The following is a 14,626-nucleotide window of genomic DNA, read 5'->3' as shown; positions in this document are numbered from 1 at the left end:
TCCTCTGCTTTAGCGGCGGCGGCCGGCCCGGCCGCCCTGGGCGGGTCGCCCAGGCACGGCGTGAACGCCCTGCGCCTGCTGGTTCTCCCGCTCGGCGTCCCAGCGGGCGTACGCGTCGACGATCTCCCCGACCAGCCGGTGGCGGACCACGTCGGAGCTGGACAACTGGGAGAAGTGCACGTCTTCGACGTTTTCCAGGATCTCCCGAACCACCCGCAGGCCGCTGCTCGTCCCGCCGGGTAGGTCCACCTGGGTGATGTCACCGGTCACGACGATCTTGGAGTTGAAGCCGAGTCGGGTGAGGAACATCTTCATCTGCTCGGGCGTGGTGTTCTGCGCCTCGTCCAGGATGATGAACGCGTCATTGAGGGTCCTACCCCGCATGTACGCCAGCGGAGCGACCTCGATCGTGCCGGCGGCCATCAGCTTCGGGATGGTCTCCGGGTCGAGCATGTCGTGCAGCGCGTCGTAGAGCGGGCGCAGGTAGGGGTCGATCTTCTCGTTGAGCGTGCCGGGCAGGAAGCCCAGCCGCTCGCCCGCCTCGACCGCCGGTCGGGTGAGGATGATCCGGTTGACCTGCTTGGCCTGCAACGCCTGGACGGCCTTCGCCATCGCCAGGTAGGTCTTTCCGGTGCCGGCAGGGCCGATGCCGAAGACGATGGTGTGCGTGTCGATCGCGTCGACGTACTTCTTCTGCCCGAGCGTCTTGGGGCGGATGGTGCGCCCGCGTCGGGAGAGGATGTTGAGGGTCAGGACCTCGGCGGGCCGCTCGGCGCTGCCCTGCTCGAGCATGCCGACGGTACGCCGAACGGCGTCAGTGGTCAGGGTCTCGCCTTTCTCGATGAGTTCGAGGAGCTCGCTGAAGACCCGCTCGGCGAGGGCGTTGTCCGCGGGGTCACCGGTGATGGTGATCTCGTTGCCGCGGACGTGCACGTCACTGGTGACCGAGCGTTCGACGAGTCTGAGGATCTCGTCGCCTGCGCCGAGCAGATTGACCATGATCTTCGGGTCGGGCACGGTGATCCTGGTCTGCACCCGGGGCGGGCCGGGAGGTGGGGTGCCGGTCATAGGTTGGGCCGAAGGGCCCTGCGCCACCTGCTCTCGATCTCGGCGCCGGCCTGCTGGCCTGGCGTGCGGACGTTACACCCATCGTATCGGTTCAACGCGGGCCGCATCGCGCCCATTTCCGCTGGCCGCGATCAACTCCCGGCCCGGAAGTCGTACCGGTCGAAGGTCTCCTGGTGGCGGGTGAACCGGTACGTCGCCCAGTGCATCCGGACCACCGCGCCGGCCTCGTTCCGGGTCAGCCGCAGCAGCTCCCCGACCTCCCGACCGGAGACCACCCGGAACACGTCCGGCTGGTCCGCCAGCGGGGTGAAGATCGCCGGCGGACGTCCGGTCGGATCACCGACCCCGCGCGCCCGCAGGGTGCCGTCGTGCCAGGAGAAGACGTACGCGGAACCCTCGCCCCACCAGTGGCCGAGCGCACCCCGCAGGGCCGCCGGCGCGGGTGCGCCGGGTCGCCAGGGCTCGATCTCGGCCGGGTCGCGCTCGACCGCCGCGGCCAGCAGCCGGTGCGACAGGTCGAACAGTTCAGTCGCCGTGCCGGACGAGCCGAGCACGGCGGCGCCCATCGCCGCGGGCGTGCCGTCACCGCCGCGGCGGCCGTACGCCCCGGCGAGGAAGCCGGGCATCGCCCCGTCGTGCCCCACGTGCATCACCCGCTCCCCCTGCGGGATCAGGATCAGCCCGAGCCCGAAGCCCGCGCCCCAGAGCGTCTCGTCGGTGGTGGTCAGCGGCCAGCGCATCTCGTCGAGGGTGGCCGGGGCGAGGACCGCGCCGGCCGGGTCCAGCGCCGCCGGGTCGGCCAGGAACGCCGCCCAGCGGGCCATGTCGGTAGCGGTGCTCCAGAGCTGGGCGGCCGGGCCGACCGCGCCGAAGTCGGTCGGCAGTTCCGGGTGCGCCTCGTCGGAGTAGGCGTCGACCAGGAACCCGGTGGCCGCCGTCGGGCGCGGGGTCCCCGTGGTGTCGGTCAGCCCCAGCGGGGTCAGGATCCGTTCGGTGAGCGCCTGCGCCCAACTGCCGCCGCGGAGCCGGGCGACGAGCTGGCCGAGCACGGCCATGCCGAGGTTGGAGTAGTGGAACCTCCGGCCGGTCGGCAGCACCCGCTCGGCCCGGTCCAGCTCGGCGACCAGTTGGTCGTCGTCCGGTGCGCGCAGGCTGTCCCACACGTCGCCGAACGGCTCGCGTTGCAGGCCACCGGTGTGCGACAGCAGCCGGCGTACGGTCAGCTCGCCGTGCGCCGGGAGGTCCAGGTGCCGGCCGACCGGGTCGTCCAGGTCCAGCAGCCCGTCGTCGCGGCACTGCAGGACCAGCACCGCGGTGAACGTCTTGGTGATCGAGCCGATCCGGAACTGGGTGCCCGCGCCCAGGGGGTTGTCGGTGCCGGTTTCGCCGACGGTGCAGCTCCAGAGCGGTCGGTCGGCCCGGTGCAGCGCCGCGGAGACCGCCGGCACCCGCGCTTCGGCCTGCACCCGCCGGACCAGCCGGGCCAGGTGCTCATCCACCCCAGAGCCAGGTGCCGCCGCTGGGGTCACGCCAGGTCCCGGGCGAGCATCGGGCCGAGCGGCGCACCACCGAGCAGGTGCGCGTGCACGTGGAACACCTCCTGCCCGCCGTACGCGCCGGTGTTGAACATCAGCCGGAAACCGTCGCCGAGCAGCCCCTCGTCCTCGGCCACGGCGGCGGACGTCGCCAGCACGTCGGCGGCCAGCGCCGGGTCGCCCTGGGCGAGCGTGGCGACGTCGGCGTAGTGCTCCTTCGGAATGACCAGGACGTGCACCGGCGCCTTCGGGTCGATGTCGCGGAAGGCGAGCGTGGTGTCGGTCTCCCGGACCACTGTGGCCGGGATCTCCCCGGCGACGATGCGGCAGAACAGGCAGTCGGATCCCATCGGAGCAGTGTAGGGACCGACGGGCCGGGGACGCTCCGGCGCGGCGACCGCCACCGGACTGTCCGCGGGCAGGGCACGCTGAGGCAGGATGACCGGCATGACGGATCGGGCGGTACTCGTGACCGGGGCCTCGCGCGGGATCGGCCGCGCGGTGGCGGAGGCGTTCGCGGCCGGCGGCGACCGGGTGGCCATCCACCACCGCGACTCCGCCGACGCGGCCGAGGAGCTGCGCGCGCAGCTGCCGGGCACCGGGCACGTGGTGGTCCGCGCCGACCTCACCGATCCGGACGCGGTCCGGGTCATGGTCGACCGGGCCGCCGACCTGCTCGGCGGGCTGGACGTGCTGGTCAACAACGCCGGGACGTACGGCGATCGCGACGACCCGCACCCGATCTTCGGCGCGTCGTACGAGGAGTGGCAGCAGCGCTGGCGGCAGGTGGTGGAGACCAACCTGACCGGTGCCGGCAACGCCATCTGGTGCGCCGCCCAGCACATGCGCGGACGCGGCGGGCGGATCGTCAACGTCTCGTCCCGTGGCGCGTTCCGCGGCGAGCCGCACCAGCCGGCGTACGGGGCCAGCAAGGCGGGGCTCAACGCGCTGGGCCAGTCCCTCGCCGTGGCGCTGGCGCCCTACGGCATCACGATCGCCACCGTCGCGCCGGGCTTCGTGGCGACCGACATGGTCACCGAGTACCTGCACGGCGAGCAGGGCGCGGCGATCCGGGCGCAGAGCCCGTTCGACCGGGTGGGCCGACCGGAGGAGATCGCCGCCGCCGTGCACTGGCTCGCCTCACCGCAGGCGGAGTGGGCCTCCGGCACGATCGTCGATCTCAACGGCGCTTCCTACCTGCGCAGCTGAGGTCCACCCCGTCCGCAGATCACCCGACCGGGGAGGTGGTTGGCGGGTCGCGGGAGGGTAAGTCCCACCGACATGGCCGACTCCGCGCTGCTGGACCTCACCGCCGACTACCGGGTGGCCAATGGCCACGACGACGACCCTGTCCTGCTCCGCCCCGACGGCACCCCCGTCGAGACCTGGCGCGAGGACTACCCGTACGACGAGCGGCTGGACCGCGACGAGTACGACCGTGACAAGCGGCTGCTCCAGATCGAGTTGCTGAAACTCCAGGACTGGATCAAGGAGTCCGGTGAGCGTTTGGTGATCCTCTTCGAGGGCCGGGACGCGGCCGGCAAGGGCGGCACCATCAAACGCTTCATGGAGCACCTCAACCCGCGTGGCGCGTCGGTGGTGGCGCTCGCCAAGCCGGACGAGCGGGAAGCCGCCCAGTGGTACTTCCAGCGTTGGCTGGCACACCTGCCGGCGGCCGGCGAGATCGTGCTGTTCGACCGTTCCTGGTACAACAGGGCCGGCGTGGAGCGGGTGATGGGCTTCTGCAGCCGCAAGGAGTACCTGGAGTTCCTGCGGCAGGCCCCGGAGCTGGAACGGATGCTGGTGCGCTCGGGCATCCGGCTGGTCAAGTTCTGGTTCTCCGTCTCCCAGAACGAGCAGCGCACCCGGTTCGCGATCCGTCAGGTCGACCCGGTCCGACAGTGGAAGCTGTCCCCGATGGACATCGCCTCACTCGACCGGTGGGACGACTACACCGAGGCCAAGGAGGCGATGTTCTTCTGGACCGACACGGCCGACGCGCCGTGGACGGTGGTGAAGAGCAACGACAAGAAGCGGGCCCGGCTCGAGGCGATTCGGCATGTGCTGAACCGCTTCGACTACGCCGGCAAGGACCCCGAGGTGGTCGGCACGCCGGACCCGCAGATCATCGGAAACGCCGGGCTGGACCTGGGGCCGGAGGAAGAGGTGGTGCCGGTGTTCCCGAGGCCCTGACGGTCACCAGCGGCCGAGGCGGGCGGCGAGCACGCTGAGGGCCGCCACCCCGGCGGTGGAGGTGCGCAGCACGGCCGGCCCGAGGCGTACGGGTCGCCCGCCGGCCTCGACGAAGGCGGTCAACTCGGCCGGGGCGATGCCACCCTCCGGGCCGATCACCAGCACGATCTCGCCGGTGGAGGGCAGCTCGGCGGTGGTGAGCCGGTCGTCGGCCTCCTCGTGCAGCACGAATCCGGCGGCGGCACCGGCGATCCGACGGACGACGGTGGCGGTGGACTCGTCCGGCGCACCGGCCACCACCGGCAGCCACGGCCGGCGGGCCTGCTTGGCCGCCTCCCGTGCGGTGGCCACCCACTTCTCCCGGGCGCGTACGCCCCGGTCGCCGCGCCACTGGGTCACCGAACGCGACGCCGCCCAGGGCACGATCTCGTCCACCCCGACCTCGGTCATCGCCTGCACGGCCAGCTCACCCCGGTCGCCCTTGGCGATGCCCTGCACCGTCACCAGTCGGGGCACGGGCGCGTCCGCGTACCCCCGGGAGGTGACGGTGACCTCCAGGGTGCCCCGGCCGACGGCCGTGACGACGGCGGCGGCCGTGCCGCCCCGGCCGTCGGCGAGCAGCAACTCCTCGCCGACGCGCAACCGCTGCACGGTGGCGGCGTGGTGCCCCTCCGGGCCGTCCAGGGTCAGCGCGTCGCCGGTGGGCAGCGCCTCCACCAGGAACAGCGGTGCGGACACCTCAGGCGTGCCCGTTGAACGCGTCGCGCATCCGGGAGAAGAAGCCGCCCTGCTTGGACAGCTCGGCGACCTCCTCGCCCCGGGTCTTGGCGAAGTCGCGCAGCATCTTCTCCTGGTCCGGGTCGAGCTTGGTCGGCGTTCGCACGTCCAGGTGGACGTAGAGGTCGCCCCGGCCGGTGCCGCGCAGGTGCGGCACGCCCCGGGCGCGCAGTCGCAGGGTGCTGGCCGGCTGCGTGCCGGCCTTGACGTCGACGGTCTCCTCGCTGTCCAGCGTCTTGATGGTCAGCCGGGTGCCCAGCGCCGCCGCCGTCATCGGCACCGTGACCCTGCAGTGCAGGTCGTCGCCCTTGCGGGAGTACACGTCGTGCGGGCGCTCGTGGATCTCCACGTAGAGGTCGCCGGCGGTGCCGCCGCCGGGGCCCACCTCGCCCTGCTGGGCCAGCCGGATCCGCATGCCGTCCTCGACCCCGGCCGGGATCTTGACGGTCAGCGAACGGCGGGTCCGCACCCGGCCGTCGCCGGCGCAGGTGGGGCAGGGGTGCGGGACGGTGGTGCCGTAGCCCTGGCACACGGTGCACGGCCGGGCGGAGACCACCTGGCCGAGGAAGGTGCGCTGCACCGACTGCACCTCGCCCCGGCCACCGCACGCCTCGCAGGTCGCCAGGTGCGTGCCGGCGGCGGTGCCGGCACCGGAGCACGTGGTGCAGAGCACAGCGGTGTCGACGGTGATCGGGGCCTCCACGCCGAAGGCCGTCTCGTGCAGGTCGAGTTCGAGCCGCAGAATCGCGTCGGCCCCCGGGCGGGTACGCGGCCGTGGGCCACGGGCGCCACCTCCGGCACCGCCGAAGAACGCGTCCATGATGTCCTGGAAACCGACGAACGGGCCGGCGCCTCCGGGGCCACCCGGGCCGCCGGCGCCGCCGCCACCGGGGGCGAGCGGGTCACCACCCAGGTCGACGATCTGCCGCTTCCGATCGTCCGAGAGGACCTCGTACGCGGCGTTGATGTCCTTGAACTTCTCCTGAGCCTCCGGGTCCGGATTGACGTCCGGGTGGAACTGGCGCGCCAGCTTGCGGTAGGCGCGCTTGATCTCGTCGTCGGAGGCTTCCCGGCTCACACCGAGAATGCCGTAGTAGTCCCTGGCCACTGCGTTCCGTGTCCTCATGTTCGTCTCGCGTTGCGCCGGTCGGCGGCCGCAGCCGGCCGCATCGGCCCTGACCAATCAGTTCTGGGCCAGCAACTCGCCCACGTAGCGTGCCACGGCGCGCACCGTGGCGATGTTGCCGGGGTAGTCCATCCGGGTGGGCCCCAGCACCCCCAGGCCGCCCAGGATGGTGGTGCCCGGGCCGTACCCGGTGCTGACCACCGAGGCGGCTCGCAGGTTGTCGAACTCGTTCTCGTCGCCGATCAGCACCCGGGTCGTGCTCGGCTCGGTCTCACCGATGAGCTTGAGCAGCACGACCTCCTCCTCCAGTGCTTCGAGGATCGGCCGCAGGGAGCCCTGGAAGTCGAGCAGGCCGCCGCGGGTGAGGTTCGCGGTGCCGGCGAGCGCGATCCGCTCCTCGTGCCGCTCGACGAGCGTCTCCAGCAGGACGGTGGCGAGCGTGGTCATGGTCGGGCGCAGGCCGGTCGGCGCTTCCTCGACCAGCGCCTGCACCAGTGGGGGCGTCTCGGACAGCCGGGCGTTGGCGAGCTTCTCGTTGATCAGTCGGCGCAGGTCGGTGACGTCGTCGGCGGGCACCGGGCCGGGCAGCTCCACGAGTCGCTGCTCCACCCGCCCGGTGTCGGCGATCATGACGAGCATCAACCGGGTGGTGGAGATCGGCACCAGCTCCAGGTGACGCACCGAGGAGCGGGCCAGGCTCGGGTACTGCACGACGGCGACCTGTCGGGTCAGCTGGGCGAGCAACCGCACCGTGCGGTGCACCACGTCGTCGAGGTCGACCGCGCCGACCAGGAAGCGCTCGATGGCCCGGCGCTCGGCCGGGCTGAGCGGTTTGACCCGGGACAACCGGTCGACGAAGAGGCGGTAGCCGCGGTCGGTGGGCACCCGGCCGGCGCTGGTGTGCGGCTGCCGGATGTAGCCCTCCTCCTCCAGCACGGCCATGTCGTTGCGGACCGTGGCCGGGGAGACCCCGAGCTGGTGCCGCTCGACCAGCGCCTTGCTGCCGACCGGCTCCTGGGTGGAGACGTAGTCCTCGACGATGGCGCGGAGCACGGCGAGTTTCCGGTCGTCGAGACCCATCCTCCGCACCTCCTGTCGCACGTCGGCCGCCGGCTCTCTGGGCCGGCCGGGCCGTCCTGGCACTCGACTGTAACGAGTGCCAGTCTACGTCGGCGGGCCCGCCGACGCGATGATCAACGGACACCCTTCGGTGCGGCCCCCGACACCCCGTCGAGCCGAACGGCCCGCACGACGAGGCGAAGTCGCTCTGGTGCGGCGTTGCCACCGGCACCTACCGTGACATCCATGACTGAACCTCCTCGCCCTCCCGGGTCGGGCGACCCCGGCAACTACCCGCCGGAGCCCACCTCCCCCGGGCCGTACCCGTCGGCCGAGCCGCCCACCGCACCACTGTCCGGGGCGCCCGGCCCGGCCGGCTATCCCCCGGCCGGTGGCTATCCGCCGCCCACCGGTGACCAACCGCCGTCAGGCGGCTACCCTCCGGCAGGCGGCTATCCCCCGCCGGGGGGCTATCCCCCGCCCGGCGGCTACCCGGCCGGTGGGGCCTACGGCGGCCCCGGCGGTGGCTACGCCAACAACGAGGACAAGACCTGGTCGCTGGTCGCGCACTTCGGCGGCGCGCTCGGCGCGCTGGTCAGTTTCGGTCCGCTGGGCTTCGTCGCACCGCTGGTCGCCTACCTGGCCCGCGGCCAGCAGTCGCCGACCGTCCGGGCGCACGCCCTGGCCGCCCTGAACTTCCAGATCCTCTGGTCGATCATCGCGTTCGTGCTGCTCTTCGTGAGCTGGTGCCTGCTCTTCCTGCCCAGCATCGCCGTCGTGGTGATCCAGATCCTGTTCGGGATCATCGCCGGCATCAAGGCCAACGAGGGCACCCCGTACCGCTACCCGATGACCGCCAACTTCATCAAGTGAACCGGGCCGGCCGCTCCCCCGGCCGGCCCGATTCACCGTCGTCCCGGTCCGGGCGGCGGTGGGCCACTCAGGACAGCAGATCGCGGACGACCGCGTCGGCGAGCAGCCGCCCCCGCAGGGTGAGCACCGCCCGGCCGGCGGCGTACTCGTCGGCTGCCAGCAGGCCGCCGGCCAGGGCCCGCTCGGCGCCGGCCCGCCCGGCCGCGTCGAGCACCTCCAGCGGGAGACCGCTGGCCAACCGCAGCCGGAGCATCACGTCCTCCATGTGCGCCTCGTCGACGGTGAGCACCTCCCGGGCCAGGCCGGGAGACTCCCCGGCGGCCAACCGCTTGGCGTACGCCGAGGGGTGCTTCACGTTCCACCAGCGGACCCCGCCGACGTGGCTGTGCGCCCCCGGCCCCAGCCCCCACCAGTCCGCGCCGGTCCAGTAGAGCAGGTTGTGCCGGCAGCGGGCCTCCTCGGTGCGGGCCCAGTTGGAGACCTCGTACCAGGAGAGCCCGGCCGCGTCGAGCGCGGCCTCCGCGGCCAGGTAGCGGTCCGCGGCCACGTCGTCACTGGGGTACGCCAGCTCGCCGCGCCGCATCCGGGCGGCGAGCCGGGTGCCGTCCTCGACGATCAGGGCGTACGCGCTGACGTGGTCCGCCCCGGCGGCGACGACCTGCTCCAGCGAGGCGGCGAAGTCCTCGGGACGCTCCCCCGGGGTGCCGTAGATCAGGTCCAGGTTGACGTGCTCGAACCCGGCGTCGCGCGCCTCCAGGGCGGCGGCGGTGGCCCGGCCGGCGCTGTGTTGGCGATCCAGGATCGCCAGGACCCCCGGGGAGGCGGACTGCATTCCCAGCGAGATCCGGGTGTAGCCGGCGGCCCGCAGCAGCCTCAACGATTCCGGGGTGACCGATTCGGGGTTGGCCTCGGTGGTCACCTCGGCGTCGGCGGCCAGCCCCCAGGTGCTGTCGATGCCGTCGAGGATGCGGGCCAGGTCGTCGGCGGGGAGCAGGGTGGGCGTGCCGCCGCCGACGAAGACGGTGTCGACCCGGGGCGGCGGGGTGTCGCCGAGCACCCGGGCGGCGAGCCTCAGCTCGGCCAGCACCGTGTCCGCGTACCCCTCGCGGCTCGCGCCGCCGCCCAGCTCGGCCGCGGTGTAGGTGTTGAAGTCGCAGTATCCGCAGCGACTGGCGCAGAACGGCACGTGCACGTACACGCCGAAGCCGCGCGCGCCGACCGTCTCGGTGGCGGTGGCGGGCAACGATCCGTCGACGGGGACGGTCTCACCATCTGGAAGGACGCCGGGCATGGCCACTAGTGTGCCCGGCATGACCTCTCCCGACGTCCTCGTGCGGGTCGCCACGGCCCGTGGGGTGACCACCCTCACCCTCGACAGCCCGCACAACCGCAACGCCCTCTCCACCGCCCTGATGACCCAGTTGCTGGCCGGGCTGGCGGACGCGGTCGCCGACGAGACGGTGCGAGTGATCGTGCTCGACCACGCCGGTCCGGTGTTCTGCTCCGGCGCGGACCTGAAGGAGACCGCCGCGGCGTACGCCAGCGGGACGGTGCCGGCCGGGATGCTGGGTGACGTGCTGGCGGCGCTCTGGGAGTGCCCGAAGCCGGTGCTGGCCCGGGTCGGCGGGCCGGCGCGGGCCGGCGGGCTGGGCCTGATCGCCGCCGCCGACCTGGCGGTCTGCGCCGACGAGGCGACCTTCGCGTTCACCGAGGTCCGCATCGGGGTGATCCCGGCGGTGATCTCGGCGACCGTGCTGCCCCGGCTGCACCCGCGCGCCGCCGCCGAGCTGTACCTGACCGGGGACACCTTCGACGGCCGCCGGGCCGCCGAGGTCGGCCTGGTGACGGCCTCCGTCCCGGCGGACGGGTTGGACGACGCGGTACGGGCCTACTGCGACTCGCTGGTGCGCGGCGCGCCCGGTGCGCTGGCCGGCGCGAAGGAGCTGCTGCGGCGACCCGGCACCGCCGAGTTGCGGGCCGATCTGGCCCGGCTCTCCGCCGTCTCGACCGGCTACTTCCTCTCCGACGAGGGGCGCGAGGGGGTTTCCGCGTTCCGTGAACGTCGGCCGGCCCGATGGGTGCCCGCCCTGTCCGACTAGGGCCTGAGGGGCGCCGCCTGCGGTTGGCGGCGCCCCGGTCTCCGGTCCGGTCAGCGGGGTTCGGGTCACCAGGCGGTCGCGCCACCGTCGACCGGGTAGTTCGCCCCGGTGATGTACGACGCCCGGTCGGACGCGAGGAAGACCACCAGCTCGACGACCTCCTCGGGGCGCGCGAAGCGCTTGAGCAGCGTCTTGGCCGTGATGGCGTCCCGCGCCTCCTGGTTGTCACCGAGGTCGCGTTCGCTGGCCGGGGTGAGGGTGGGCCCGGGGCTGACCGCCACCGCGCGGATGCCGTGGGGCGCGCCTTCGAGGGCGAGCTGTCGCGTCATGCCGATGATGCCGGCGTTCGCGGCGGTGTGACCGACCATCGGGGGGACGTGGCCGCCGATCATTCCGGCCATGGAGGCGGCGCTGATGATGACACCGCCGCCCCGTCGGACCAGGTGCGGCCAGGCGAACTTCGACACGAAGTACGGAATGTCGAGTTCTCCGGTGATGGTGTAGCGCCAGTCCTGCACGGAGTAGTCGGGCATCGGGCCGAAGCGCAGCGCGGCGGCGTTGTTGTAGACCACGTCGAGCCCGCCATAGGCGGCCGCGGCGTCGTCGACGAGCTTGCGTACCTGCTCGGGGTCGGTGAGGTCGACCGGCGCGATGCCGGTCATCTCGCCGCCCGCTCGCCGGACGAGTGCGACGGTCTCGTCGTTACCGGCGACCTGGAGGTCGGCCCCGACGACCTTCGCGCCCTCGCGGGCGAAGGTCAGCGCCGCGACGCGGCCCAGACCCCCGCCGGTGCCGGTGATCAGCACGACCTTGCCATCGAGCGTTCCCATGGAACTCCTCCTCGTTCAATGACCAACGCGCCCGGCTTTGCGGCGGTAGGTCGGATTGACATGTCAATCGAGTTAAGCCTTTGACCGGTCAATCGCTTCCCGATGTCGCCTACCCGGTGACGCGCACGACAGCCCTGCGTGTCGGAGTGGCGTGGCAGGTGAGATCGCGACCGGAGCGGGAACGTCGCCAACCGGTACGCGGCAGCGGAGCCGGCACCGAACCGGTCGGAGCCGGCCAAGCCGGGCCCGAACCGCTCGGACGACCCGGAAGGGGCCTGCGGGGACGTACGCTTGTCGGACTGTCGATCTGGGGGTGTGGGTGCGAACTCGGGCAACCGTGGCGGGTGGAGTGGTGCTCATCCTCGTCGCCGTGATCGCGATCTGGCTCGTCGTACGACAGGTCGGCGACAACCTCAGGTTGCCGCTGGTGGCACGCAAGTGCACCGTGCAGGCCGACGGACGTGTCGCGCTGGACGCCGACCAGATGGCCAACGCGGCGACCATCGCGGCGATCGGCGCGAAGCGCGGAATGCCCGAGCGGGCCGTCGTGGTCGCGCTCGCCACCGCGTACCAGGAGTCCGGGCTGCGCAACCTCGCCGACGGCGACCGCGACTCGGTCGGCCTGTTCCAGCAGCGGCCGAGCCAAGGCTGGGGCACCCCCGCACAGATCCGTGACCCTCGGTACGCGGCGAACCGGTTCTACGCGGCCCTCAAGAAAGTGCGTGGCTGGGAGAAGATGCGCGTCACCGACGCCGCCCAGCGGGTTCAGCGCTCGGCGTTCCCCGAGGCGTATCAGAAGTGGGCCGACGATTCCGAGGTGCTCAGCCGGGCCCTGCTCGGCGACGCCAGCGGCGCGGTCGCCTGCACGGTGGGGCGCACACCGGCGATGCACGGCGCGGAAGCGGTCGCGCAACTGACCCGCAACCTCGTGCTGGACTGGGGGCTCAAGGGCACCGACCCGACCGACCAGACCGGGTTGGCGGTGACTCCGGGCGACCAACGCGACGGCTGGCGGTACGCGCACTGGCTGGTCTCGCACGCTCAGGACCACGGCGTGAAGCGGGTCCGCTTCGGCGACCTGGAGTGGACCGCCCGCGGCGGCTCGTGGGGCCGGGTGGACGCGAAACAGAACTCGGCCGGCCAGGTGGTCGCCGAGGTGTTCAACGAGGGTTGACCGACCCGGATCTCTTAACCGGCAGTCACCGCACAATCGGGCAATGCGCATTCAATCGCACTATTGATCACGCAAATCTCACTCTGTGCGTTTCTCTCGCTGCGTGGGGTCCCACCGTGGCCCAATCCCGCACCACGCCCTCCCCGACGCCTGGACCGCCGCGTTACGATCGGCGGCCTGTGCCAGAAAAGGTTTCACCTCATGGGGAGGGGTACGACGCGGTGTTCGATTACGGCGACCGGACCGGTTACGAACCGATCAGCGACACTGACCGCAAGGAGTTCCACGAGCAGGGCTTCCTCCTGCTGCGCAACGTCCTGACGGAGGACCACCGGGCGGCGCTGGAGGCGGCTGTCGACCGCGTCTACGCGGAGGAGCAGGCCAAGGGCACCACCAAGAAGGACGGCACCCTGCACCTGCTGGGCTTCCTGGAGCGGGACGAGCTCTTCGGTGAGCTGCTGACCCACCCGATCGCCTTCCCGTACATGTGGGGGCTGGCCGGTTGGAACATCTACACGCACCACAACCACCTGGACGTCACCCCGCCGGCCGCCGAGCCGGAGAAGCCGTACTGGGGTTGGCACCAGGACGGGTACCGGCAGAACTCCGACCCGGAGACGATGGACCCGAACCTGCCTCGGCCGATGTTCTCGCTGAAGGTCGCGTACGTGCTGTCGGACCTCTCCGAAACCGGCCGCGGCGCCACCAAGGTCATCCCGGGTAGCCACCTGAAGAACTCGCTGCCCCGGCCGGCGGACCTGACCGTGCAGAACCCCGACCCGGAGGGCACGGTGGAGATCACCGCCAACCCGGGCGACGCCTTCATCTTCGACCGCCGGCAGTGGCACTCGCGGTCGACGAACCTGTCGACCATCACCCGCAAGATGCTCTTCGTCGGCTACACCTACCGGTGGATCCGTCCGCTGGACGAGCTGCACCCCGACGTGAACGGCGAGTGGTACCGCAACCGCACCCCGGTGCAGCGCCAGCTGATCGGTGAGGGCACCCACACCGCCAACTACTGGGGCATCAACTGGGACGGGTACGTCGACGACGAGATCCCGCTGCGTAAGGAGCTCAAGGAGCGCGGTCTGCTCGACCGCAACATCCCCTGGCTCCGCTGATCCTCTGCCCGTCGAGCGGCCCCCTGTCACGCTGAGCGTTGGCAGGGGGCCGCTCCACGTGTCGGCGGCGGTCGGCGCGGCTTCTCAGCCCCGCGCGGCGAGACGTCGCCGGGCCTTCTCCCGGATCGACTCCGGCAGCTCCTCGGCGTCGAGCAACCGAGGGAGCAGTTCCGGTTCCAGGCTGGTCGCCCGGAACACCTCGCCGATGGTCACGCCGTGTGCCGGCCGGTCCACCACCTCCACCGGGTCGCCCGCGCCGACCTCCCCCTCGTGCAGCACCCGCAGGTAGGCCCCGGGCGACGCCCGGACGGTGAACCGCTTGATCAGATCCGGTACGCCCCAGAACCCCGCGAAGGTGGTGCAGGGGGTGCGCGGCTTGGTGACCTGGAGCAGAGCAGACCCGACCTGCCACCGCTCACCGATCACCGCGCCGGTGAGGTCGACCGCGTACGTCGTCAGGTTCTCGCCGAAGCCTCCGGGCCCGATCTCCCGCCCCAGCTCGGTCGCCCACCACGCGGCGTCCTCCTCCGCGTAGGCGTAGACCGCCTGGTCGGGACCTCCGTGATGGGCCCGCTCGCCGATGAAGTCGCCGCTGAGGCCGCCGGTGAGCACCGACACCGGGCCGTCCACCGGCCGCTTGTCGATGCCGCTGCGACCGCTCGCGTCGCCGGCCCACCCCGCCTCGGTCACGATGCCGAGGTTCACCGCTGCCACCCTGCCCGTCATGACCGCCAGCCTAGTGGCGGTCCGCCGCCGAGCAGTCCACCC

At 72.1% G+C, this 14,626-nt stretch carries 15 protein-coding genes; 6 read left to right on the top strand and 9 right to left on the bottom strand.

Annotated features, from left to right (window positions below):
* Nucleotides 1-9: 9 nt before the first annotated feature.
* The 3 genes from ACZ6NZ_RS29615 to ACZ6NZ_RS29605 form a co-directional block, all read right to left on the bottom strand.
* On the bottom strand, nt 10-1,068 hold the full coding sequence (locus ACZ6NZ_RS29615) for a PhoH family protein (RefSeq protein ID WP_465861180.1): 1,059 nt from the start codon (nt 1,066-1,068) through the stop codon (nt 10-12).
* Between the two features lie 131 nt (nt 1,069-1,199).
* A complete protein-coding gene (locus ACZ6NZ_RS29610) occupies nt 1,200-2,567 on the bottom strand; it encodes a serine hydrolase domain-containing protein (protein WP_465861179.1) in 1,368 nt (455 codons plus the stop codon).
* 26 nt (nt 2,568-2,593) lie between these two features.
* Nucleotides 2,594-2,953 carry a histidine triad nucleotide-binding protein gene (locus tag ACZ6NZ_RS29605; protein WP_088988083.1) on the bottom strand — a complete coding sequence of 120 codons (360 nt, stop codon included), beginning with the start codon at nt 2,951-2,953 and terminating at the stop codon, nt 2,594-2,596.
* Nucleotides 2,954-3,050: 97 nt separating this feature from the next.
* Between ACZ6NZ_RS29605 and ACZ6NZ_RS29600 the strand changes: the two genes are divergently transcribed.
* On the top strand, nt 3,051-3,812 hold the full coding sequence (locus ACZ6NZ_RS29600) for an SDR family NAD(P)-dependent oxidoreductase (protein ID WP_366611943.1): 762 nt from the start codon (nt 3,051-3,053) through the stop codon (nt 3,810-3,812).
* Between the two features lie 72 nt (nt 3,813-3,884).
* Entirely contained in the window at nt 3,885-4,796 is a 912-nt protein-coding gene (gene ppk2, locus ACZ6NZ_RS29595; RefSeq protein WP_465861178.1) for a polyphosphate kinase 2, read from the top strand.
* Between the two features lie 3 nt (nt 4,797-4,799).
* Here the strand turns inward: ppk2 and ACZ6NZ_RS29590 are convergent, their stop codons facing one another.
* From ACZ6NZ_RS29590 to hrcA, 3 genes are all read right to left on the bottom strand, one after another.
* Nucleotides 4,800-5,534, bottom strand: coding sequence for a 16S rRNA (uracil(1498)-N(3))-methyltransferase (locus tag ACZ6NZ_RS29590; RefSeq protein WP_465861177.1), 735 nt, complete (start codon nt 5,532-5,534; stop codon nt 4,800-4,802).
* A 1-nt stretch (nt 5,535) separates the two neighbouring features.
* Nucleotides 5,536-6,681 carry a molecular chaperone DnaJ gene (gene dnaJ, locus ACZ6NZ_RS29585; protein ID WP_366612036.1) on the bottom strand — a complete coding sequence of 382 codons (1,146 nt, stop codon included), beginning with the start codon at nt 6,679-6,681 and terminating at the stop codon, nt 5,536-5,538.
* Between the two features lie 75 nt (nt 6,682-6,756).
* Nucleotides 6,757-7,779, bottom strand: a complete 1,023-nt coding sequence (gene hrcA, locus ACZ6NZ_RS29580; protein WP_354946410.1) for a heat-inducible transcriptional repressor HrcA — start codon at nt 7,777-7,779, stop codon at nt 6,757-6,759.
* 225 nt (nt 7,780-8,004) lie between these two features.
* Here hrcA and ACZ6NZ_RS29575 point away from each other — a divergent pair, with 225 nt between their 5' ends.
* Entirely contained in the window at nt 8,005-8,631 is a 627-nt protein-coding gene (locus tag ACZ6NZ_RS29575) for a DUF4870 domain-containing protein (protein WP_366611940.1), read from the top strand.
* Nucleotides 8,632-8,698: 67 nt separating this feature from the next.
* Here ACZ6NZ_RS29575 and hemW read toward each other — a convergent pair whose 3' ends face one another.
* Complete coding sequence (gene hemW, locus ACZ6NZ_RS29570) at nt 8,699-9,922, bottom strand: radical SAM family heme chaperone HemW (RefSeq protein WP_465861354.1); 1,224 nt, start codon at nt 9,920-9,922, stop codon at nt 8,699-8,701.
* A 19-nt stretch (nt 9,923-9,941) separates the two neighbouring features.
* On the opposite strand from hemW, the gene ACZ6NZ_RS29565 reads away from it, so the two are divergent.
* Complete coding sequence (locus ACZ6NZ_RS29565; RefSeq protein WP_465861176.1) at nt 9,942-10,730, top strand: enoyl-CoA hydratase-related protein; 789 nt, start codon at nt 9,942-9,944, stop codon at nt 10,728-10,730.
* Between the two features lie 65 nt (nt 10,731-10,795).
* On the opposite strand, the gene ACZ6NZ_RS29560 is transcribed toward ACZ6NZ_RS29565, so the two are convergent.
* Nucleotides 10,796-11,560 (bottom strand): SDR family NAD(P)-dependent oxidoreductase, encoded by a 765-nt coding sequence (locus ACZ6NZ_RS29560; protein ID WP_465861175.1) that lies wholly within the window; start codon nt 11,558-11,560, stop codon nt 10,796-10,798.
* 313 nt (nt 11,561-11,873) lie between these two features.
* On the opposite strand from ACZ6NZ_RS29560, the gene ACZ6NZ_RS29555 reads away from it, so the two are divergent.
* A complete protein-coding gene (locus ACZ6NZ_RS29555; protein WP_465861174.1) occupies nt 11,874-12,734 on the top strand; it encodes a hypothetical protein in 861 nt (286 codons plus the stop codon).
* Nucleotides 12,735-12,955: 221 nt separating this feature from the next.
* Entirely contained in the window at nt 12,956-13,858 is a 903-nt protein-coding gene (locus tag ACZ6NZ_RS29550; RefSeq protein ID WP_091409805.1) for a phytanoyl-CoA dioxygenase family protein, read from the top strand.
* An 84-nt stretch (nt 13,859-13,942) separates the two neighbouring features.
* On the opposite strand, the gene ACZ6NZ_RS29545 is transcribed toward ACZ6NZ_RS29550, so the two are convergent.
* The gene (locus ACZ6NZ_RS29545) at nt 13,943-14,584 is read right to left on the bottom strand and encodes an MOSC domain-containing protein (protein WP_465861173.1); all 642 of its coding nucleotides are present in this window, start codon (nt 14,582-14,584) and stop codon (nt 13,943-13,945) included.
* Between the last annotated feature and the right edge of the window lie 42 nt (nt 14,585-14,626).

The organism is Micromonospora sp. NPDC047756, from assembly GCF_055587245.1.
This window is presented reverse-complemented; position numbering and strand designations above follow the sequence as displayed.

Coding starts and splice junctions, on each gene's coding strand:
- hrcA (WP_354946410.1), bottom strand. CDS start 7,779: ATGGGTCTCGACGACCGGAAACTCGCCGTGCTCCGCGCCATCGTCGAG.
- ACZ6NZ_RS29600 (WP_366611943.1), top strand. CDS start 3,051: ATGACGGATCGGGCGGTACTCGTGACCGGGGCCTCGCGCGGGATCGGC.
- ACZ6NZ_RS29560 (WP_465861175.1), bottom strand. CDS start 11,560: ATGGGAACGCTCGATGGCAAGGTCGTGCTGATCACCGGCACCGGCGGG.
- ppk2 (WP_465861178.1), top strand. CDS start 3,885: ATGGCCGACTCCGCGCTGCTGGACCTCACCGCCGACTACCGGGTGGCC.
- hemW (WP_465861354.1), bottom strand. CDS start 9,922: ATGCCCGGCGTCCTTCCAGATGGTGAGACCGTCCCCGTCGACGGATCG.
- ACZ6NZ_RS29615 (WP_465861180.1), bottom strand. CDS start 1,068: ATGACCGGCACCCCACCTCCCGGCCCGCCCCGGGTGCAGACCAGGATC.
- ACZ6NZ_RS29565 (WP_465861176.1), top strand. CDS start 9,942: ATGACCTCTCCCGACGTCCTCGTGCGGGTCGCCACGGCCCGTGGGGTG.
- ACZ6NZ_RS29545 (WP_465861173.1), bottom strand. CDS start 14,584: ATGACGGGCAGGGTGGCAGCGGTGAACCTCGGCATCGTGACCGAGGCG.
- ACZ6NZ_RS29575 (WP_366611940.1), top strand. CDS start 8,005: ATGACTGAACCTCCTCGCCCTCCCGGGTCGGGCGACCCCGGCAACTAC.
- ACZ6NZ_RS29605 (WP_088988083.1), bottom strand. CDS start 2,953: ATGGGATCCGACTGCCTGTTCTGCCGCATCGTCGCCGGGGAGATCCCG.